This is a genomic window from Mesorhizobium sp. B2-4-1, from assembly GCF_006442185.1.
GTDB lineage: Bacteria > Pseudomonadota > Alphaproteobacteria > Rhizobiales > Rhizobiaceae > Mesorhizobium.
The window spans coordinates 152,243-171,467 of sequence record NZ_VFVN01000007.1; the positions used below are offsets into that span (position 1 = coordinate 152,243).

General features: G+C 63.6%; 17 protein-coding genes. 6 read left to right on the plus strand and 11 right to left on the minus strand.

What is annotated here, in order from left to right; translation table 11 throughout:
* Positions 1-180: 180 nt before the first annotated feature.
* The 3 genes from guaA to FJ949_RS19215 form a co-directional block, all read right to left on the minus strand.
* Positions 181-1,743 (minus strand): glutamine-hydrolyzing GMP synthase, encoded by a 1,563-nt coding sequence (gene guaA / locus FJ949_RS19205; RefSeq protein ID WP_140498335.1) that lies wholly within the window; start codon positions 1,741-1,743, stop codon positions 181-183.
* A 54-nt stretch (positions 1,744-1,797) separates the two neighbouring features.
* Complete coding sequence (locus FJ949_RS19210) at positions 1,798-2,466, minus strand: 5'-methylthioadenosine/S-adenosylhomocysteine nucleosidase (RefSeq protein WP_140498336.1); 669 nt, start codon at positions 2,464-2,466, stop codon at positions 1,798-1,800.
* Between the two features lie 134 nt (positions 2,467-2,600).
* On the minus strand, positions 2,601-3,059 hold the full coding sequence (locus FJ949_RS19215) for a PaaI family thioesterase (protein WP_027146613.1): 459 nt from the start codon (positions 3,057-3,059) through the stop codon (positions 2,601-2,603).
* On the opposite strand from FJ949_RS19215, the gene FJ949_RS30385 reads away from it, so the two are divergent.
* A complete protein-coding gene (locus FJ949_RS30385) occupies positions 3,058-3,219 on the plus strand; it encodes a hypothetical protein (protein ID WP_181172106.1) in 162 nt (53 codons plus the stop codon). The two genes, FJ949_RS19215 and FJ949_RS30385, sit on opposite strands and share 2 nt — an antisense overlap.
* Here the strand turns inward: FJ949_RS30385 and FJ949_RS19220 are convergent.
* Complete coding sequence (locus FJ949_RS19220; RefSeq protein ID WP_140498337.1) at positions 3,189-4,478, minus strand: RsmB/NOP family class I SAM-dependent RNA methyltransferase; 1,290 nt, start codon at positions 4,476-4,478, stop codon at positions 3,189-3,191. The genes FJ949_RS30385 and FJ949_RS19220 overlap by 31 nt on opposite strands.
* A 317-nt stretch (positions 4,479-4,795) precedes the next feature.
* Between FJ949_RS19220 and FJ949_RS19225 the strand changes: the two genes are divergently transcribed.
* Entirely contained in the window at positions 4,796-5,473 is a 678-nt protein-coding gene (locus FJ949_RS19225; protein WP_140498338.1) for an MIP family channel protein, read from the plus strand.
* Positions 5,474-5,550: 77 nt separating this feature from the next.
* Here FJ949_RS19225 and katG read toward each other — a convergent pair whose 3' ends face one another.
* A complete protein-coding gene (gene katG / locus FJ949_RS19230) occupies positions 5,551-7,749 on the minus strand; it encodes a catalase/peroxidase HPI (RefSeq protein WP_140498339.1) in 2,199 nt (732 codons plus the stop codon).
* Positions 7,750-7,876: 127 nt separating this feature from the next.
* Between katG and FJ949_RS19235 the strand changes: the two genes are divergently transcribed.
* Complete coding sequence (locus tag FJ949_RS19235) at positions 7,877-8,785, plus strand: hydrogen peroxide-inducible genes activator (protein ID WP_140498340.1); 909 nt, start codon at positions 7,877-7,879, stop codon at positions 8,783-8,785.
* A gap of 227 nt (positions 8,786-9,012) precedes the next feature.
* Here FJ949_RS19235 and FJ949_RS19240 read toward each other — a convergent pair whose 3' ends face one another.
* From FJ949_RS19240 to FJ949_RS19260, 5 genes are all read right to left on the minus strand, one after another.
* A complete protein-coding gene (locus FJ949_RS19240) occupies positions 9,013-9,696 on the minus strand; it encodes an SGNH/GDSL hydrolase family protein (RefSeq protein ID WP_140498341.1) in 684 nt (227 codons plus the stop codon).
* Positions 9,697-9,784: 88 nt separating this feature from the next.
* Entirely contained in the window at positions 9,785-10,738 is a 954-nt protein-coding gene (locus FJ949_RS19245; RefSeq protein ID WP_140498342.1) for an ABC transporter permease, read from the minus strand.
* 3 nt (positions 10,739-10,741) lie between these two features.
* Positions 10,742-11,704, minus strand: a complete 963-nt coding sequence (locus FJ949_RS19250; RefSeq protein ID WP_140498343.1) for an ABC transporter permease — start codon at positions 11,702-11,704, stop codon at positions 10,742-10,744.
* Between the two features lie 9 nt (positions 11,705-11,713).
* Positions 11,714-13,225 (minus strand): sugar ABC transporter ATP-binding protein, encoded by a 1,512-nt coding sequence (locus FJ949_RS19255; protein WP_140498344.1) that lies wholly within the window; start codon positions 13,223-13,225, stop codon positions 11,714-11,716.
* A 68-nt stretch (positions 13,226-13,293) separates the two neighbouring features.
* On the minus strand, positions 13,294-14,373 hold the full coding sequence (locus FJ949_RS19260) for a substrate-binding domain-containing protein (protein ID WP_140498345.1): 1,080 nt from the start codon (positions 14,371-14,373) through the stop codon (positions 13,294-13,296).
* Positions 14,374-14,694: 321 nt separating this feature from the next.
* Between FJ949_RS19260 and FJ949_RS19265 the strand changes: the two genes are divergently transcribed.
* Together FJ949_RS19265 and FJ949_RS19270 are read left to right on the plus strand one after the other, a co-directional pair.
* Positions 14,695-15,345 (plus strand): SGNH/GDSL hydrolase family protein, encoded by a 651-nt coding sequence (locus FJ949_RS19265; protein ID WP_140498346.1) that lies wholly within the window; start codon positions 14,695-14,697, stop codon positions 15,343-15,345.
* 81 nt (positions 15,346-15,426) lie between these two features.
* Positions 15,427-16,497: an ROK family transcriptional regulator gene (locus FJ949_RS19270; protein ID WP_224646902.1), complete on the plus strand. Its 1,071-nt coding sequence runs from the start codon at positions 15,427-15,429 to the stop codon at positions 16,495-16,497.
* On the opposite strand, the gene FJ949_RS19275 is transcribed toward FJ949_RS19270, so the two are convergent.
* A complete protein-coding gene (locus tag FJ949_RS19275) occupies positions 16,491-17,285 on the minus strand; it encodes a class I SAM-dependent methyltransferase (protein WP_224646900.1) in 795 nt (264 codons plus the stop codon). The genes FJ949_RS19270 and FJ949_RS19275 overlap by 7 nt on opposite strands.
* A 283-nt stretch (positions 17,286-17,568) precedes the next feature.
* On the opposite strand from FJ949_RS19275, the gene FJ949_RS19280 reads away from it, so the two are divergent.
* Complete coding sequence (locus FJ949_RS19280; protein ID WP_140498348.1) at positions 17,569-19,113, plus strand: alpha/beta hydrolase; 1,545 nt, start codon at positions 17,569-17,571, stop codon at positions 19,111-19,113.
* The last annotated feature ends 112 nt before the right edge of the window (positions 19,114-19,225 follow it).

A 19,225-nucleotide genomic window follows, 5' to 3' on the forward strand; every position in this document is an offset into this window, starting at 1 on the left:
GCAGAGCAAGTCTGTTCGACTGATATACGGCGCAAAGACGTCGTTCGCGTCATCAGCCGGGGTTGGCGATCTTCTCTGCGCACCGATTGTGGCTGATTGCCCCAGATAGGATTTATATTTGTTATCAGACAGTTACGTCGCGGATTGGCGTATTTTCGGCGGCGTTTGAGTGGGCCTGAATCACTCCCACTCAATTGTTCCCGGCGGCTTCGACGTCACATCATAGACCACGCGGTTGATGCCGCGGACCTCGTTGATGATGCGGGTGGCGGCGGCGCCCAGGAAGGCCATGTCGTAGTGATAGAAATCTGCCGTCATGCCGTCGACCGAGGTGACGGCGCGCAGCGCGCAGACGAATTCGTAGGTGCGGCCGTCGCCCATGACGCCGACCGTCTGCACCGGCAAGAGCACGGCGAAGGCCTGCCAGATGGCGTCATAGAGGCCGGCCTTGCGGATCTCGTCGAGATAGATGGCGTCGGCTTCGCGCAGGATCTCCAGCTTCTCGCGCGTGATGCCGCCGGGGCAGCGTATGGCAAGACCCGGGCCCGGGAACGGGTGGCGGCCGATGAAACTCTCGGGCAGGCCGAGTTCCTTGCCGAGTGCGCGGACCTCGTCCTTGAACAGTTCGCGCAGCGGCTCGACCAGCTTCATGTTCATGCGCTCGGGCAGGCCGCCGACATTGTGGTGCGACTTGATCGTCACCGACGGGCCACCGGTGAAGGAGACGCTTTCGATGACGTCGGGATAGAGCGTGCCTTGCGCCAGGAAATCGGCGCCACCGAGTTTCTTGGCCTCTTCCTCGAACACCTCGATGAAGAGCCGGCCAATGGTCTTGCGTTTCTTCTCGGGATCCGCCTCGCCTTCGAGCGCACCGATGAAGCGATCCGACGCGTTCACCAGAATGAGCGGCAAATTGTAATGTTCGCGGAACATCGAAACGACGCCGGCGGCCTCGTCTTTGCGCATCAGGCCATGGTCGACGAGGATGCAAGTGAGCTGGTCACCGACGGCCTCGTGGATGAGCAGCGCGGCGACCGAGGAGTCGACCCCGCCCGAGAGCGCGCAGATGACCTTGCCCTTGCCGACCTGCTTGCGGATCGCCTCGACCGCGTGCTCGCGGTAGGCGCGCATCGTCCAGTCGCCCTCGATGCCGGCGATGTTGTGGACGAAATTCCTGAGCAGCCGGGCGCCGTCGGGCGTATGCACCACTTCCGGATGGAACATGATGCCATACATCTTGCGCTCGACATTGCCGAAGATGGCGAAGGGCGAGCCTTCCGACTTGCCGAACACCTCGAACCCCTTGGGCAAGGAGATGACGCGGTCGCCATGGCTCATCCACACCTGGTGACGCTGGCCGATTGCCCAGAGGCCCTCGAACAGCGGACTTTCCTTCTCGATCTCGACGAAGGCGCGGCCGAATTCGCGATGATTGGAGCTTTCGGCAACGCCGCCCATCTGCACGCACATGGCCATCTGGCCATAGCAGATGCCGAGCACCGGCACGCCGGCCTCGAAGACGATCTGCGGCGCCCGCGGACTGCCGATATCCGTGGTCGAGGCCGGACCGCCGGACAGGATCACGGCTTTTGGATTGATGCGCTTGAATGCCGCCTCGGCCGACTGGAACGGCACGATCTCGGAAAACACGCCGGCCTCGCGGATGCGGCGGGCAATGAGCTGGGTGAACTGGCTGCCGAAATCGACAATCAGGACGGTGTCGGGTTGATTGGCTGTTTTCATGGCGAGCGTTTAGAGAAAGAAACGAGTCGGCGCAATGGGTTGCGAGCCTGACTTTCAGACCGGTCCCGCCACGTCACCAGGAGAACCCGTCCGAAGCAAGCCCGCGCCGATAGCCTGTTCGAGGCGCATGACGGCATCCGCCAGCTTTTCGTCGATGACGTGCAGATATTCGGTCCAGTCGCCGACATGCCTGAAATCAGCCGCGCCGTCGGAAATGCCGCGCAGCCCAATCAGGGGCACCTCGAACAGTTGGCAGGCGCGCAGGCAGGCGAAGGTCTCCATGTCGACCATGTCTGCCGCGATGGCGTCAAAGGCCGCGCCGGTGATGATTGCGCCGCCCGTCGACAGCGTCGCCTCCTTTATGCCCGGGATGCGCAACGGCAGCGGCACCGTAACCGGCAGGTCGAGGAACGGCGTCGCGCCTTTCTCAAAGCCGAGCGGCGAGGCGTCGATGTCACGATAGCTGACCGAGATGGCCTGGTAGATCTCCGTCTGCTCCAAGGTCCGGCTACCGGCGGAGCCGAGCGACACGACGAGGTCCGGCAGCGCATCTTGCGACTTCAGCCAGGACAATTCGGCGCCAAGCCGGACGGCTGCCTCGATCGGGCCGACACCGGTCATCAGCGGGGTAAACAGCCGCTGTAGATGCGGCCCGTATTCGGCCTGCACCGCCATGACGAAGAGGACGTTCTTGCCGGACAGGCGCGACACTTTGTCGGTCATGATGATTTACTCCTCCCTGTCCTGCAGTCTTCACCGCCTGCTCGCCGGGACCCGCTGCCTGAGGCAGCTCCCGGCGTTCGTGGCCTTTCATCGTGCCACTGGCACGATGAATTCGCCTGCGGCGAACCTGCGACTCACCCAGCAATCCCGTCGCGGCCCACCATCGTCATCATGGTGCCGGTCATGGTGGCGATCAACTTGGCTTCGCCGTCGGCGGCGAAGGCATAGGCCTGGCCGTCGGCGACGATGATGGTGCGGCCGGGCTTGGTCACCGAGCCGCGGAACAGGAAGCGCTCACCCCTGCCCGGCGCCAGCAGATTGACCTTGAATTCGATGGTCAGCACCCCGGAATTCTCCGGCATCAGCGAGAAGGCCGCATAGCCGCAGGCCGAGTCCAGCGCGGTCGAGATGACGCCGGCATGCAGGAAACCGTGCTGCTGGGTGAGTGCGGCCGAATAGGGCATCTCGATCTCGATGATGCCGGGCGTCACCAGCGTCAATTCGGCGCCGATGGTCGCCATCGCCTGCTGGCGCGCGAAGGACGCCCTGACGCGGTCCTCATAGTCCGGAGCGGGTACGATCTTTGCTGCCATGGCCGTCGCTGCTTTCACCTTTGCCGGAAAAGCTTATTGCAGAGGCGTGAGCGGCAAGCAATCATCCAATGCTGCACTGCAGCAATTTGGTCTCGAGGGCGCGCAGGACGGCTTCGCTTTCCGCACCATTCAGGAAGCCCTACGCAGCGCGCAGATGTAGAAACCGTCGGTGCCGCTCAGCGCCGGCGACAGGCAGATACCGCCCAGCGCGCCGAGCCGCATCGCCGTTTCATGGCCGGGAAAACGGCTGTCCCAGAGCCGGCGATGGTCGACCGGGGCAAAACCGCCATTGCGCTGGCAAAACGCTGCGACCTGGTCGCCATTCTCCTCGTCGAACACCGAACAGGTGACGTAGACTAGCAGGCCACCCGGCTTGACGAAGCTGCTTGCGGCATCGAGGATCGCCATCTGCTCGCCCTTGCGGGCGTCGAGCTGCCTTTGCGTCAGCCGCCATTTGGCGTCCGGGCGCCGCCGCCAGGTGCCGCTGCCGGTGCAAGGCGCGTCGACCAGGACGAGGTCCACATGGCCAGCGAGCGGCGACAATTCCGCCGGCTTGGTGACGATCTGCACGTTGCGGTTTTCCGAGCGGCGGATGCGGTCGAAGATCGGCGCCAGCCGCGCCTTCTCGGCATCATGGGCGAAGACCTGACCCGTATTGCCCATCGCCGCCGACAGCGCCAGCGTCTTGCCGCCGGCGCCGGCGCAGAAATCGAGCACCTGCATTCCAGGCTCGGCGCCGGCAAGAGCGGCGGCGATTTGCGATCCCTCGTCCTGGACTTCGAACCAGCCCTTCTGGAAAGCCGGCTCGGCCTGCACGTTGGGATGCCGGCCGTCGCCGTCGATCGGCGGTATGCGAATGCCTTGGGGCGCGATTTGGGCTGGCTTGGCGCCGGTTTCGGCAAGTTCCGCCAGCACTTTGGCCCGATCGGCCTGCAAAGTGTTGACGCGGATGTCGAGCGGCGGGCGGGTGGCGAGCGCCGCGCCCTCCTCGACCCAGGCCTCACCGAACGCGCGTTGCAAAAGCGGCTCGCACCAATCCGGTATGTCGGCGCGCACCGCGGGCGAGGCGTCGGCAAGCCGCCGCTCGTCGGTTGCCTGGAGTTCGGTAGCCGTCAGCAGCGGCGGCGCGAACCTGTCGCCGTCGAGCGCTTCGTTGAGCGAGCGCGCGGTCTGGCCCCATTCGAGCAGCAGGGCGCCGAAGCCGATGGCGCGCGGCGTGTCCTCGCCCAGCAGCCAGCCTGCCGAGCGCTTGCGGCGCAGCGCATCGTAGACGATGTTGCCGATCGCCGCACGATCGCCGCCGCCGGCGAAACGGTGCGACAGGCCCCAGTCCTTCAGCGCATCGGCCACCGGCCGGTGACGCCGGCCAATGTCTTCCAGCACTTCGATGGCCGCAGCCAGCCGTCCGCCTAGTCGCATTCTTCAGTCCACCAAATCGAGCGCATCATCTCGGTCTGCTCTTAGAGCCTTTCACGGTGAGATTGAACCCCGCCCCCTCTCGCGACGGCAAGCCGCCTGTTGGGATCGGCGAAAACCGCTCGAGCAGTAAATCTTCCGGTGCGGTCAACAGCAGATCGTCAATAGATGCAAGCTCTCTAATGTTCTTAACTGGCGGCTGCAAGCACGGTAGGGATGCGACAGCTCAGCTTTCCAAGTTTTTCGGTTGGGAATACTCTTGCCGCCATGATTCGCGGCGCGGAAAGCGTGGACCGGCGGATCGTCACGAGGAGATGGCAATGAAGACTTATCTGGCGGAAGTTCTAGGCACATTTCTGTTGGTGTTCATCGGTACCGCGTCGGTGGTGACGGGTGGCTTCGGCGGCGCGCTGCCGCTCGGGCAGGAAGGCATCGGGCTGGCCTTCGGCATCGGCCTTATCGCGGCCGCCTACGCGATCGGCCCCATTTCGGGCGCGCATCTCAACCCGGCTGTAACACTCGGCGTGTTCCTTGCCGGCCGGTTGCCGGCCAAGGACGTCATCCCCTACTGGATCGCGCAGATCATCGGCGCCATCCTGGCATCGCTGGCGCTGTGGATCATCGTCTCCGGCCAGGCCGGGGGACACACTGGCGGCTTCGGCGCCAATGGCTGGGACGAGACGAAATGGGGCGTCTCTTCCGCGTTCCTGTGGGAGTTGATCGGCACCTTCACCTTCGTCACCGTGATCCTCGGCGTTACCGCGGAAAGGCATGCGACGGCCTTCGCCGGACTGGTCATTGGCCTGACGCTGGCGGGTATTCACTTCGCCATGATCCCGGTGACCGGCACATCGGTCAATCCGGCCCGTTCCATTGGCCCGGCGCTGTTCTCGGGCGGCGCCGCGATCAGCCAGCTCTGGCTGTTCATCGTCGCGCCGCTGATCGGCGGCGCCATTGCCGGCGTCGTCGCCAAGGCGCGCGTCTTCGAAAAGGACTGATTTCTAAAGCCTGGACAAGAAAAGGCGCGGGGCCGAGCCTCGCGCCTTTTTTATGGGATGGAAAAATTCCGCCTGAATCAGGCGGTGATATCGAACCGGTCGGCGTTCATCACCTTGGTCCACGCCGCGACGAAATCCCTGGCGAATTTCTGCCCGGCATCCGCGGAGCCGTACACCTCAGACAGCGCACGCAGTTGAGCATGCGAGCCGAAGATCAGGTCGGCGCGGGTACCGGTCCACCTGACCGCCTTGGTCTTGCGGTCGCGCGCTTCGTAGATCTCATCCGAACCGGCGGCCGGATCCCAGACCGTGTTCATGCTGAGCAGGTTGACGAAGAAGTCGTTCGTCAGCGTGCCCGGCCTGTCGGTGAAAACGCCGTGCCTGGACTTGCCGGTATTGGCGCCGAGCACCCGCAGGCCGCCGACCAGCACCGTCATCTCCGGCGCGGTCAGCGTCAGCAACTGTGCCCGGTCGACCAGCATCGCCTCGATCGACATCGGCTGCGGCCCCCGGACATAGTTGCGGAAGCCGTCGACTTTCGGCTCAAGCGCGGCAAAGGAGGCGACGTCGGTCTGTTCCTGCGAGGCATCCATGCGGCCCGGCGTGAACGGCACCTTCACCTCGTTTCCACCATCCTTCGCCGCCTTCTCGATCGCGGCGACGCCGCCGAGCACGATCAGATCGGCCAGCGAGATCTTTTTCCCGCCGGTCTGTGCGGCGTTGAAGGTCTTCTGGATGGCTTCGAGCGTGGCAAGCACCTTGGCCAATTCAGCAGGCTGATTGACGTCCCAGTCCTTCTGCGGCGCTAGCCGAATGCGGGCGCCATTGGCGCCGCCGCGCTTGTCGGAACCCCTGAACGTCGAGGCCGAAGCCCAGGCGGTCGAGACCAGTTCGGAAACAGACAGGCCCGAGGCCAGGATCTTGGCCTTCAGCGATGCGATATCCTGTTCGCTGACCAGTTCATGATCGACGGCCGGGATGGGATCCTGCCAGATCAGCTCTTCCTTCGGCACGAGCGGGCCAAGGTAGCGAACGACCGGGCCCATATCGCGATGGGTGAGCTTGAACCAGGCGCGGGCGAAGGCGTCGGCGAACTGATCCGGATTCTGGTGGAACCGCCGCGAGATCTTCTCGTAAGCCGGGTCGACCCGCAGCGCGAGGTCGGTGGTCAGCATGGCCGGCGCGCGGCGCTTGGAGGGATCATGCGCGTCCGGCACCGTGCCGGCACCGGCGCCGCCCTTAGGCGTCCACTGATGGGCGCCGGCCGGGCTTTTCGTCAATTCCCATTCGTAGTTGAACAGGTTGTCGAAGAAGTTGTTGCTCCATTTGGTCGGCGTCGTGGTCCAGGTGACCTCGAGCCCCGAAGTGATGGCATCGCCGGCAATGCCCGACGCGTGCTTGCTCGACCAGCCGAGGCCCTGCGCCTCGATGCCAGCGCCTTCCGGCTCGGCGCCAACCAGCGAGGCATCGCCGGCGCCGTGGGTTTTGCCGAAGGTGTGGCCGCCGGCGATCAGCGCCACCGTCTCCTCGTCATTCATCGCCATGCGGCCGAAGGTTTCCCTGATATCGCGTGCCGAGGCCAGCGGATCGGGCTTGCCGTTCGGGCCTTCCGGATTGACATAGATCAGGCCCATCTGCACGGCGCCGAGATGGCCGCGAAGTTCGCGGTCGCCGGAGTAGCGCTCGTCGTCGAGCCATTTGGTTTCCGATCCCCAATCGACGTCCTGCTCGGGTTCCCAGACGTCGGCGCGGCCGCCGGCGAAGCCGAAGGTCTTGAAGCCCATCGATTCCAGGGCGACATTGCCGGTGAGGATCAGCAGGTCGGCCCAGGAAATCTTGCGGCCATATTTCTGCTTGACCGGCCACAGCAGGCGGCGCGCCTTGTCGAGATTGGCGTTGTCAGGCCAGCTGTTGAGCGGTGCGAAACGCTGCTGGCCGGCGCCGGCGCCGCCGCGGCCGTCACCGATGCGGTAGGTGCCGGCGCTGTGCCAGGCCATGCGGATGAACAGCGGCCCGTAATGGCCGAAGTCGGCCGGCCACCAATCCTGCGAATCCGTCATGACATGGTGCAGGTCCTTGATCACCGCGTCGAGATCGAGGCTCGCGAATTCCTTGGCATAGTCGAAGTCCTCGCCCATCGGGTCGGAGAGGTTCGACTGCTGGTGGAGAACGCTGAGGTCCAGTTGGTTGGGCCACCAGTCACGGTTGGTCCTGGCACCGGGTCCATGCGCGACAGGGCAGTTGCCCGCGCTGTTGTCGTCGGTTTTCGCGTCCATCTTGCACTCCAATTTTTTGCCGAGGGTTCCGGGCAGCCAGCGCCGCCATCCTGGAATGATTCCAGACTAGGCCAGCCTGCCGATAAAAACAAATTGCCTTTCCTGTTCCTTTCAATAGGATTTTCTTATGATAGGCCTAACCGTCCGCCAGATGCATTATTTCGACGCACTTGCGCAGACGCTGCATTTCGGGCGTGCGGCGAAACTTGCAGGCGTGAGCCAGCCGGCGCTGTCCTCGCAGATCGCGGAAATGGAGCAGCGGCTGAACTGCCGGCTGTTCGAACGCGGCGGCAAATCGGTGCGCATGACCGACGAGGCGGCAGCCCTTTTGCCGCGCATCGAACGCATCCTTTCCGACATACGCGAGGTCGAGACCATCGCCCGGCGTGGCCGCCCTGCCATGGGAGGGCGCTTCCGGCTGGGCATCATCCCGACCGTCGCGCCCTATCTTTTGCCGCGTGCGCTGCCCGAGCTGAAAATGCATTTCCCGGACTTGCTGCTCGAACTGCGCGAGGCGGTGACCGCCTCGCTCGTCGAGGACATCGCGTCGCAAAAGCTCGATGCCTTCATCGCCGCGCTTCCGCTCGACCATCCCGGCCTGGTGACCGAGGCTTTGTTCCCCGACCGGTTTTTCCTGGCCGTGCCGTCAGGCGATCCGGCTTTCGCCTCGCCGCCGGTGCCGCCTGAAAGCCCGGCGCTGGAAAGGCTGATGCTGCTGGAGGAGGGCCATTGCCTGCGCGAACAGGCACTGGCTGTCTGCGGCAATGTGCGGCCGGTGGCGATGGCAAGCTACGGCGCCACCAGCCTGACCACGCTCTTGCAGATGGTGGCGCACGGGCTCGGCGTGACGCTGATCCCGGAAATGGCCACGGGACCTGCCGGCACTATCCCCGATCTCAAGATCGTGCCGTTCCAGGAACCCATGCCGCAGCGCACGATCTGCTTTGCCTGGCGGCGCAACAGCACCTTGCACAATGAGTGCAGGGAGCTGGCGAAGATCATACGAGGATTGGCGGCGGCGGTGCAGGCGGTGTGAAGGACGAGGAGCCCAAGCTTACTATCGGCCCAGGCAAACCTCGAATGTGCGCCTGTTGAACGGCTTGAGTGGATAGCTCGTCTTCATAAAAGCAAGTGGGTCAAGTGCCACGGAACGTGTTGGGCAGAATTACGGACCGGGCTCATCGTTGGGTCCATAATGGCATACAGGAAGAATGCGACACGCCTGCGAACCGGCCGTTGCGCAAGCCGGCGGGCGTCGCGACTTCAGGCGGCGGTGCTGGCGCGGCTTGGCTCAAGAATAGACTTGACCTTGTCGGCGACCGCGCGGCCGAGATCGGCGTTGTTGCCAGCGGTGAAATGGATGCCGTCGATACCGTCCGTGGTGACGAAATCGCCGGCATTCAGAAAGTCGATCTTCATGAAATCCGCCATCGCCTTGTACTGCCTGGCCAGCTCCCTGGACTTTTCGTGGCCGCCGCCGAACATACCCTCGAACCAGGGATCGGGCATCGGGGTCAGCGGCGGCGGCGCGATGACCAGCGCCTTCGGAGCCGGATAAGGCGTGCCGATACCGCCGGCGCTCGTCAGGATCTGCCCGACCAGTTTCGCCATTCCGTTGGCGATCTCGTAGGGTGTCCGGCGAAAATAGGACTTCGTGTCATTGGTGCCCAGCATGACGATGACCAGATCCAGCGGCAGATGGCTGGCGATGGCCGAGGGCAGATAATTGGCGCCATTGAGGCGCGGATCGTTGGGATCGTCGAGACAGGTCGTGCGCGCACTCAAACCTTCTTCGATGATGTGGTAGCCCGCTCCCAGCGCCGCCGCCATAACACCCGTCCAGCGCTGATCATAGGGGTAGCGGTAGGTCGGCGACCCTTCCTTGACCGGAACCCAGCCCCAGGTCAGCGAGTCGCCGTAGCACATGATATTTTTTGGCGGTGACATCCATGTTTCTCCATCTGTTTGCAGTTGTCTGAACGTGCAGATCTATCGATCCAGCCCTAACGCCGGTGCCGGCTTGCCTTGTTTCGATTCAGGAGGTTCGCACGCGCACTCCGTAGAAGATCGCCGCACCGAGGATGATGACGCCCTGGGCGATGAGCTTGCCGGGTTCGTCGATGCCGAGCACCGTCATCACGACGAACAAAAGCGCGAAGCACAGCGAGCCGAAGAAAGGTCCCCAGACGCCGCCGTCGCCGCGACCGAAGGCGACGCCGCCAAGGATTGTCGCCGCGACTGCCAGGATCGGCAGGTCGAGACCGACGCGCACGCTGCCGACGGCGATTGAACCTGTCTGTACCAGGGCCGCGATCGCCGCGATCAGGCCGGCGAGCGTATGCGCCAGGATGACCGTGCGCTGGACCGGCACGCCGGAAAAATGGGCGGCTTCGGCATTCTCGCCGACAGAGGCCACGTAACGACCAAACACTGTCTGCGACAGAAGCAGCCACACCGCGGCGGTCAGCATGATCCAGAACAGCACCGGCGTCGGAACCGACAGGAACTTCGTGTTGTAGAGGTCGTTGAACAGTTTCGGCACATCGCCGGGTGGATTGCCGCTCGACAGGAACTGCACCAGTCCGACCAGGATGATGCTGACGGCCAGCGTGACTATGACGGCCGACACCCGCCGGATGCCGATCATGAAGCCGTTGAACAGGCCAATGACGAGGCCCGTGGCGAGCGCCAGTACGACGAAGAAGGGCAGCGACGCGCCCGGGAAACTGCCCGACGAGATGAAATAGTTGATCAGCAGGATGATGCCGCCGCCGGAGAGGTCGATCGATTTCACGCGCATGACGACGAGCTGCCCCAGCACGAGAATGCCGAGCGGAACGATCTGCCTGATGAAGATGCCCATGATGTTGAGGTTGAGCATGTTCGGCCGTGCGACCCACAGCGTGGCCAGAAGCACGAGGAAGACAAAGTAGGACGGCGGTATGCGAAGCAGACGCCGGGCGATCGGGTTTGCGAGAACGGCAGTCATCGCTCAGAGCCCCATCTTCTTGCGGGATTGCAGCCCGACCACGGCCAAGAGAATGCCGCCCTTGATCGCCGTCTGGACAAAGGGCGAGACGTTGGCGAGGTTCATGCCATTGGCCAGCAGTGCCATCACAAGCGCGCCGATCACCGTGCCGTGCAAGCTGCCGATTCCGCCTGAAAGCTGGGTGCCTCCAAGTGCCACGGCGGTGACCGTGTCGAGTTCGAAAAGCAACCCGACATTTGGATCACCCGACACGATGCGCCCGGCCAGGAAGACACCGGCAACGGCCGCGAAACAGGAGCAGACCACATAGGCGAGGATGATGTTGCGGCGATCGGAGACGCCGAAATTGCGGGCAGCGCTTTCGGCCCCCGACGCGATGCCGCCGCCGATCGCAAACAGATGCAGGCCGTATCGCGATCCGTAGAGCAGCTTCCAGGCCAACAGCATCACGACGATTCCCCAAAAGACCGGATAAGGAATACCGAGGAAACTGCCTGAGACGGCAGCAATGACGATCTCCGGAACGGTGCCGCCGGAGACGGGACGCAAGATGCGCGTGATGCCAAGGACAATGTACTGCGTCGATAGCGTGGCGATGATTGGATGGACGTTGAAACGGGTGATCGCCAGGCCGTTGATCAGCCCGATGAATGCGGCCAGCACGAAGACCGCCGGGATCAGCACGATCGCCGGCTGGTCGAGCGCCAGCACCGCCGTCGTGAAACTGATGACCGAGCCGACCGATAGATCGAGCCCGCCGACGAGCACGACGACGAGTTGTCCGGCCGCCGCGATGACCAGCGGCATCGCCTGCGCAACCAGGTTGAAAAGGTTTTCGGCCGTTGCGAACTGCGTCGTCTGAACCGACAGCCACAGCGAAATGAGCAAGGCAACCAACAATGGCAGAACCCATTGGCCCTGCCGTGTGTTCCGGCCACTCACGATGTTGGACAGGCTACGATACATGGAAGGCCCCTAGTGCCGGCGCGCCGAGCCGCCCGTCAGGGCCGCGTCGAGGATCTTGTGCTCCGTCGCCTGTGCTGCCGGCATTTCGGCCACGACTGTGTCGTGGTGGACGACATAGATGCGGTCGCACAGCCCGATCAGCTCGATCGTCTCGCGCGACAGCACCAGCACCGCGCCACCCTTGCGGGTGAAGTCGCGCAGCAGATGGTAGATCTCGGACTTGGCGCCGATGTCGACGCCACGGGTCGGCTCTTCCACCAGGAGAAGATCGAGATCCGCGGCGAGGTAGCGGCCGAGCAGTACTTTTTGCTGATTGCCGCCCGACAGCGAACCGACCGGAGCGGACGGCCCTGTCGCCTTTATGTTCATGACATCCATCATGCGGGCGATGACGCTTCGATAGGGCCGCGCCGGCGCAAGTTCGCGTCGCCTCGAATGCAATCCGATGGCGATGTTGTGGGCGATCGGCAAAGCGAGAAAGAGCCCCTCCTCCTTGCGGTCCTCGGGGACGAAACCGACCTTCAGCTGCTGCAAATGGCGAACGCCTGATGATGTCGGGAGCGGCATGTCGAGCGTTTTGCCGTTGATGGAAATCGTCCCGGCAAAAGGATGGTAGCGGCCGATGAGGGAGCGCAAGAAGCGCTGCTGGCCCTGTCCCTCAAGCCCGGCGAGGGCGACGATCTCGCCCTTGTGCAACGTCAGCGACAGAGGCTGCGATGTCTCGGTGATCCTGAGATTCTCGACGCGCAGGATTTCGCCGCCCCTGTCGCCCGTGCGATCTGGGAACAGGTCCTGGAGTTCGCGCCCGACCATCATGGCGATGAGTTCGTCTGCGGTGATCTCGGACACCGTTCTGGTGCCGACCAGTGCGCCGTCCTTCAGCACCGTCACAGTGTCGCACAGCTCGAAGATTTCCTCCATGCGATGCGAAATGTAGACGATTGCCTTTCCCCTATCGCGCAGGCGGCGGATATTGCGGTTGAGCACATCGACATCGGCCGCGTTGAGCGCCGCTGTCGGCTCGTCGAGAATAAGCACGCCGGCGTCGGCCTGGATGCAATGCGCGATCTCGACGAATTGCCGCTCGGCAATGGTCAGGTTGGAAACGAGTTGCGAGGAGTCTAGCGTGAGACCGAGTTCGCCGAGTGCCTTGGCGGTTCGGCTGTTCATCGCGGAATAGTCGATCGAGCCGAACCGGTTCGTCGGCTCCCGGCCGAGAAACATGTTCTCGGCGATCGACAGATTAGGCAGCAGCGAGTGTTCCTGGAAAACGGTCGAGATGCCGGCATCGAGCGCGGCGCGCGGTGACTTCAGATCGAGCTTTTCCCCATTCATGAAGATCCCGCCGGAATCGGGCTGATACACGCCCGCCAGGATCTTCATCAAGGTCGATTTTCCGGCGCCGTTCTCGCCCATCAGGGCGTGAACGCTGCCGGCCTTCAGATCGAGGGAAACGGAGTGGAGCGCCTTGCTTCCCCCGAATGCCTTCGAAATGTGCGACATCTCGATAAGATTGGCCACTAAACCCTCGCTTCACCACTGGAAGGGCCCGCGGGGACGCTTGTCCACTCCCCGCCGGCCACGGCGTGTCACTTCTTGCCGTAATATTCCTTGAGCTTTTCTTCGGGGAGTTCGCTCGGCCACCAGACATTGGCCGTCAGGTCGTCGCGATAGTATTTCGCGGCCTTGTCCTTGTCCCAGCCATCAGGGTTGTAGACATAGCGCTTGTAGAGTTGCTTGCCCTCGAGCAGGGCTACAGCGGCGCGCACGCCGGCAGCACCCTGGGCCGGGCTGTATTCCGGAGAGATCGACTTGAATCCATCCGTGATCCACTGGCCGAAATAGCCATTGTTGCCCTCGCCCGAAATCGGCGGGATCGGCGTGCCGAACTGCTTGAAGACATCGACGCAGGCGCGCGTCATGTCGGCGCCGGACGACCAGATGCCGTCGACCTGCGGATTGTTCAGATAGAGCGTCTCGCACAGCTTCTTGGCCTTGTCATACTGCCAGTCGCCATGCTCCTCGGCGATGATCTGCACATGCGTGCCCTTGAGTGATTCCAGTAGCCCGTTGTAGCGGTTGGTGTCTTCCGGGTGGCCGGCAAGGCCGCGCAGGACCCAGATCTTGCCGTTGTCGCCAACGGTCTTCACCAGCCAGTCGCCCATCACCTTGCCGAAGTGCTCGGCTCCACCTTGGATTTCGGTGGTGTAGGCATCGGAATCGATGCGGCCGGTGTGAAGGATGACGGGGATGCCGGCGGCGACCGCCTTGGCGATGCTGGCGTTGGCCGACGTGCTGGTCACCGGCTGAACGATGATCGCGTCGACATGCTGGGCGATCAGATCCTCGATATCGGCTACCTGCTTCTTCTGGTCGAAGCCGGCATCGAGCAGGATGAACTTCGAGATGCGCTTGTCCTTCGCCGCGGCATTTTCCGCCTCATGCGCGACCTGCACGGTCCAGGTGTTGGCGTTGACGCCGAAGTCGCTCATTCCGATGACCCAGGGGGGATCCTTCTTGAATGCGCCGGCCGCGGTCATGCGCGTGTCGTCGGGGCGCGGCGCGACGCCGTCCATCAGCTTGATATCTTCCGCGTGCGCCAGGGACGTTACGGCAAGCGCTGATACAACGAGCATCCCCAGCCCGACGGTTTTCAGCAATCCTAACATTGAACTCCTCCTTGTGGTTGCTCCAGCCGTACGGACGCGCACGGGCCGCGAGACGCTCTCCCCATGCATGCTTGTCGTCGCGAACCGACCTATGCACGCAATTCTCCCGCCCCCGAACACATGTGTGTCGAGGCCCAATTTCGGCTGGACAATGATGACGGTCGAGAACTCCTCCGGGCACTTTAGAAGCATAGTGGGTTTGACCTGTCAATAGTTAGTCATGTTGAATGACTATTCCGTTGCTTGCCATTCGCCACTCCGCTATTCATCATGAAGAGCGCTCGTCCTGCACCGGCGCGCGGTCAGTCCCGGCGGGAAATCATGCGATCAGTCTTGTGCTACGGCGACTCCAACACACACGGCCAGATCCCCGGCAAGGGGCCGCTCGAGCGCTATGGCCCGGCTGAGCGCTGGCCGGGGATACTGCGCGCTCAGCTAGGCCCCGACTGGTATGTCATCGAGGAAGGATTGAGCGGTCGAACCACCGTCCACGACGATCCGATCGAGGGGGCACACAAGAACGGTAGAACCTATCTCCGCCCCTGTCTGCAGAGCCATGCGACGCTCGATCTCGTCATCATCATGCTCGGCACCAATGACCTCAAGATCCGCTTCAACAAACCGCCGTCGGAAGTGGCTATGGGCATAGGCTGCCTTGTCTACGACATCAAGGAACTGGCGCCCGGTCCGGGCGGCACCACACCCGAAATCATGATCGTCGCACCGCCGCCGATGCAGGACGACGTCAAGGAGTGGAAGTCCATCTTCGCCGGCGCACCGGAGAAATCGCGGCTGCTGGCGCTCGAGTTCGAGGTGCTGGCGGATTCGCTCGAACTGCACTTTTTCGATGCCGGCTCGGTGGTGTCCTGCAGCGAAGCGGACGGATTTCACATCGATGCCGAAGCGCACAGACTGCTTGGCATCGCACTCGCCCGCGCGGTCGATGCGATCGGCTGGAGCCGCTCGACATGAGCAACCATACCGCCGCCCGGCAATGCGCTCTTACCGATGGGGCGACCCTTGCCTGACATGAGGTTTGCACCACCCAATCCCTTGCGCATCGCCGATCGTGCGAGCGGGCTGAACGCGTTGAGCGTGCGCAGCTACAACGAGCGTCTGGTGCTGTCGCTGCTGCTTCAGAACGAGGGCATATCGCGGATGGAAATCGGCGAGAAGACCGGTCTGTCGGCGCAGACGGCCTCGGTCATCGTCCGCTCCCTCGAACAGGAAGGGCTGGTCTCGCAGGGCGAGGCGCAGCGCGGCCGTGTCGGGCCCCCCACCATCCCGCTTTCACTCAACCCGGAAGGTGCCTACGCGGTCGGCGTCGGCTTCAGCCGGCGCAGGATCGACATCGCGCTCATCGACTTCATCGGCACCGTGCGCTTCCACACGCAGTTGCCCGCGGATGAAGCCAATCCGTTTCCGCAAAACAACGATTTGCTTGCGACGATCAGGCAAGCCATGACGAGCCTGCCGGTCGAGGCGCGCAGCCGGGTCGCGGGTATCGGGCTGGCCGTTCCCGATGAGGTCGACGCCATGGCTGCAACCGGCAACGGATCGAGCACGTCCCTGAAGGCTTTGCAAAGCGAGATCGAAGAGCAGATCAAGCTGCCGGTCTTCGTCCAGAACGACATCACCGCGGCGGCCGGCGGCGAGAGCATGTTCGGCGTCGCAAAGCCGCTGAACGACTATTTGTTCTTCTATCTCGGAGCTAGGCTGCAGAGCAGGCTCATCCTCAACCACCAGATCTATAAGGGAAACTCCAGTGCCAGCTTCGATCATGGCCTCATGCGCCTGGAAAGCGAACTGGCCATGCGCGGACGCTCGTCCGAAATCATCTGGAGCAGCAGCCCTGAGTGGCCTGATCTTGGAGAGGCCTACACCGAATGGCTGGGGGAATGCTCAAACCGCCTGAAAGCATCGATCTCGGCGCTAACCCAGTTTGTCGAGTTCAGGACGGTCCTCCTGTCCAGCTATGCGCCGCAGAAAATCGCCAAGGCCTTGTGCGCCGATATCGGCCGGGAATTTGCCGCTGTCCAAGCGTTGCCAGCGCGGGTGACCATCAGCCCGAAAGCCGTCGGCGCAGCCAGCCTGCCGTTCAGCTCGCGGTTTATGATTCAATGATCGGAACGCTGATAACAGAAGGGTTGCAAAGCCCCATCTGAGACGTGGATGCACGCGGTTTGAATGTCGGCTGACTCCGGTGCGAGAAGCTGTCCCTCACGCCATCTTCTGTGACCTCGCGCATCAGGAACGGGATGCCGACGACCGTCATCGGCAATTCCGCGCGGAAGCGGATGTGCGTGGGACCTCGTAATGCACGATCTGGCCTGGGGTGATGGCCCGTCACCCTGTCGGAGCACCGCGACGCCGGCGTAGTGGCTTCCCAATTGCCAGAAGGGCAGCGGGAACCGCCCCCGCTCCTCTTCAACGATGCGGAAGCCCGCCTCTCGGATCAAGTGCAGCGGTTGGCGGTTGAGATGACAGCCGCCGGCGATCTGTCCCCACGGCTTGTTCAGCCGCTCCTGCCATCTGCGGCCGCGCGGCCCCTCGGCCTGGCCGTGCTCGATGAAGATCAGCCGGCCCATAGGTTTCAATATGCGGCGGATCTCGGTCAGCGCCGCGTCAGGGTCGGGAATGGTGCAGAAGGCATAGGTGACGACGACCGTGTCGGCGAGGCCGTCGATCAAGGGCAGCCTTTCGCCGCTGGCCCGGATGCAGTCGACGTCGAACGGCAGGGAACGGATCTTCGGTTCGGCCAGGCCAAGCATCGTGCCGTCGGGATCGATGCCGACCAGCCGCTCCACCCTGGCGGCGTCGTAATAGGGAAGGTTCAGGCCGGACCCGAAGCCGACTTCGACGACAATGCCCTGCGCCCGCGGGATCAGGCGCCTTCGCATGCGCGCGAACACGTTTGCCGAACAGCCGGCGTGGACGAGGTAGGGAGCAATGCAGCGTGCGTACCAGGAGAGACAGGATTGGCACATGTCTCAGCCTCCTTTCCCTGCGTTCTTGACGCCGATGGGAACGCCACCCCCGGCAATGGCCTCGGACGTGCAATGCTGGCTGAGAGTATTGACCGGTGACATTTCTCGCTCCAAGGAGTCTCCTGATCGGGCCCGATCGGCCCGACGTCGTGGGATGGATAGAAGGCCGGCGTCCCCTGAACGTCCCCGCTCGGCCGCGTACGGGTCGATGGAAAGATTGGAGTTCCGACTTCTGGGGTTTCCGGAGTTCCGTCTGAACGGGCAGCCGGTGGAGCTCGCCTTGCGCAAGGCGGCCGCGCTCCTCATCTATGTCGCCGAGGCCGGCGGGCCCGTGGCGCGCGAGGTCGCCGCCACGCTTCTGTGGCCCGAAACCGACGAAGAAGCCGCACGAGCACGCCTTCGGCGCACACTGCATAAAATTCGCATCGCGTTCGGCACGGAGGTCATCGCCGCCACGGGGGCATCCCTCAGCCTACACCCGGCGCTTTTCGTCGAGCTCGACTCCAAGATTTTCGAGCATGCCTGCAATGTCGGCCCGCTCGACGAGGCGGCCGACATCTATAAGGGCGACTATCTCGGCGGCCTCTCACTCCCGGATTGTCCGGAATTCGACGAATGGGTCTTTTTCAGGCGCGAGGCCTTGCGTAGCCGACTGGTGCAGACGCTGGAGCGTACCATCGAAGCGAAGATCGCCGGCGGCGAACCACGCAGCGGGGTGGTGCATGCGACGCGCCTGGCGGCACTCGACCCCTTGAGCGAAAGTGCGCACCGTCACCTGATCCGCGCCCACCTGGCGGCCGGGGACAGGGCGGCAGCCGAGCGCCAGGCCGAAAGCTGTGTCCGGCTGTTACGAGACGAACTCGGCGTAGCGCCGGACCCGGCCACGCTTGCCCTGGTGCGGGAGCCAACTCAAGATGTCACTTTGGACGTGCCCAGGACGCGCTACGTCGAAGTAGACGGCATCCATCTCGCCTATCAGATCGTCGGCAGCGGACCGACGGACATCGTGCTTGTTCCCGGCTTCATTTCGCATGTCGAGCGTATCTGGGAAGACAGACGCTGCCGCGCCTGGATATCAGCGGTTTCGCGCTTGGGCCGCCTGATCCTGTTCGACCGGCGCGGCATGGGACTTTCCGACCGTGTCGGTGTCCGTGCCACAGTCGAAACGACAGCGCAGGATATTCTGGCAGTCATGAACGCGGCCGGCAGCAGCCGGGCCTTGCTCATCGGCGCCTCGGAAGGCGGGCCGGGTTGTGTCCGTTTCGCCATCGATCATCCGGATCGGCTCATCGGCCTTGTCCTGTGGGGCTCGCTCGCGAAAGGCAGCCGCGCGTCGGACTATCCCTTCGCCTTGACCGCCGCGCAATACGATCTGTGGAAGCAGCGGCTGATCGCCGGCTGGGGCGGCCCGGCGGAAATCGAGACCTTCGCCCCCAGCCTCTCCGGAGACCGCCAGGCGGAGACCTGGTGGGCGGGATTGCTCAGGGCAGCCTCCAGCCCCGGCGCGGTCGCGGGTCTGCTCGAAGCGCTGCGTGATACCGATGTCCGTTCCCTGCTCGCAAAAGTCTCGGCCCCGACGGTGGTCCTGCACCGATCCGGCGACCGCGCCGTGCGCGTCGAGGCAGGGCGGCTCCTGGCCGCCGGGATCCCGGGCGCGCGGTTCATCGAGATCGCCGGTGACGACCACTGGTTTTGGGTCGGCGACCAACAGCCGCTGCTCGACAGCATCGGCGCGCTTGCACGAAGCAGTTGATGCGCGGATGCGGCATCTGCCGCCGTCAGTTCCGAGTGTGCAAATGGTTGTGGGGACTGGCCGCGAATGGCGAGGCCGGCGCGGATGCCATTTTGGCCATGCTCCGGGACGA

Excerpts from the sequence above, each read along its gene's own strand:
- guaA (WP_140498335.1), bottom strand. The coding sequence starts at position 1,743 with ATGAAAACAGCCAATCAACCCGACACCGTCCTGATTGTCGATTTCGGC.
- FJ949_RS19210 (WP_140498336.1), bottom strand. The coding sequence starts at position 2,466 with ATGACCGACAAAGTGTCGCGCCTGTCCGGCAAGAACGTCCTCTTCGTC.
- FJ949_RS30385 (WP_181172106.1), top strand. The coding sequence starts at position 3,058 with ATGGCCGTCGCTGCTTTCACCTTTGCCGGAAAAGCTTATTGCAGAGGC.
- FJ949_RS19215 (WP_027146613.1), bottom strand. The coding sequence starts at position 3,059 with ATGGCAGCAAAGATCGTACCCGCTCCGGACTATGAGGACCGCGTCAGG.
- FJ949_RS19220 (WP_140498337.1), bottom strand. The coding sequence starts at position 4,478 with ATGCGACTAGGCGGACGGCTGGCTGCGGCCATCGAAGTGCTGGAAGAC.
- FJ949_RS19225 (WP_140498338.1), top strand. The coding sequence starts at position 4,796 with ATGAAGACTTATCTGGCGGAAGTTCTAGGCACATTTCTGTTGGTGTTC.
- katG (WP_140498339.1), bottom strand. The coding sequence starts at position 7,749 with ATGGACGCGAAAACCGACGACAACAGCGCGGGCAACTGCCCTGTCGCG.
- FJ949_RS19235 (WP_140498340.1), top strand. The coding sequence starts at position 7,877 with ATGATAGGCCTAACCGTCCGCCAGATGCATTATTTCGACGCACTTGCG.
- FJ949_RS19240 (WP_140498341.1), bottom strand. The coding sequence starts at position 9,696 with ATGTCACCGCCAAAAAATATCATGTGCTACGGCGACTCGCTGACCTGG.
- FJ949_RS19245 (WP_140498342.1), bottom strand. The coding sequence starts at position 10,738 with ATGACTGCCGTTCTCGCAAACCCGATCGCCCGGCGTCTGCTTCGCATA.
- FJ949_RS19250 (WP_140498343.1), bottom strand. The coding sequence starts at position 11,704 with ATGTATCGTAGCCTGTCCAACATCGTGAGTGGCCGGAACACACGGCAG.
- FJ949_RS19260 (WP_140498345.1), bottom strand. The coding sequence starts at position 14,373 with ATGTTAGGATTGCTGAAAACCGTCGGGCTGGGGATGCTCGTTGTATCA.
- FJ949_RS19265 (WP_140498346.1), top strand. The coding sequence starts at position 14,695 with ATGCGATCAGTCTTGTGCTACGGCGACTCCAACACACACGGCCAGATC.
- FJ949_RS19280 (WP_140498348.1), top strand. The coding sequence starts at position 17,569 with ATGGAAAGATTGGAGTTCCGACTTCTGGGGTTTCCGGAGTTCCGTCTG.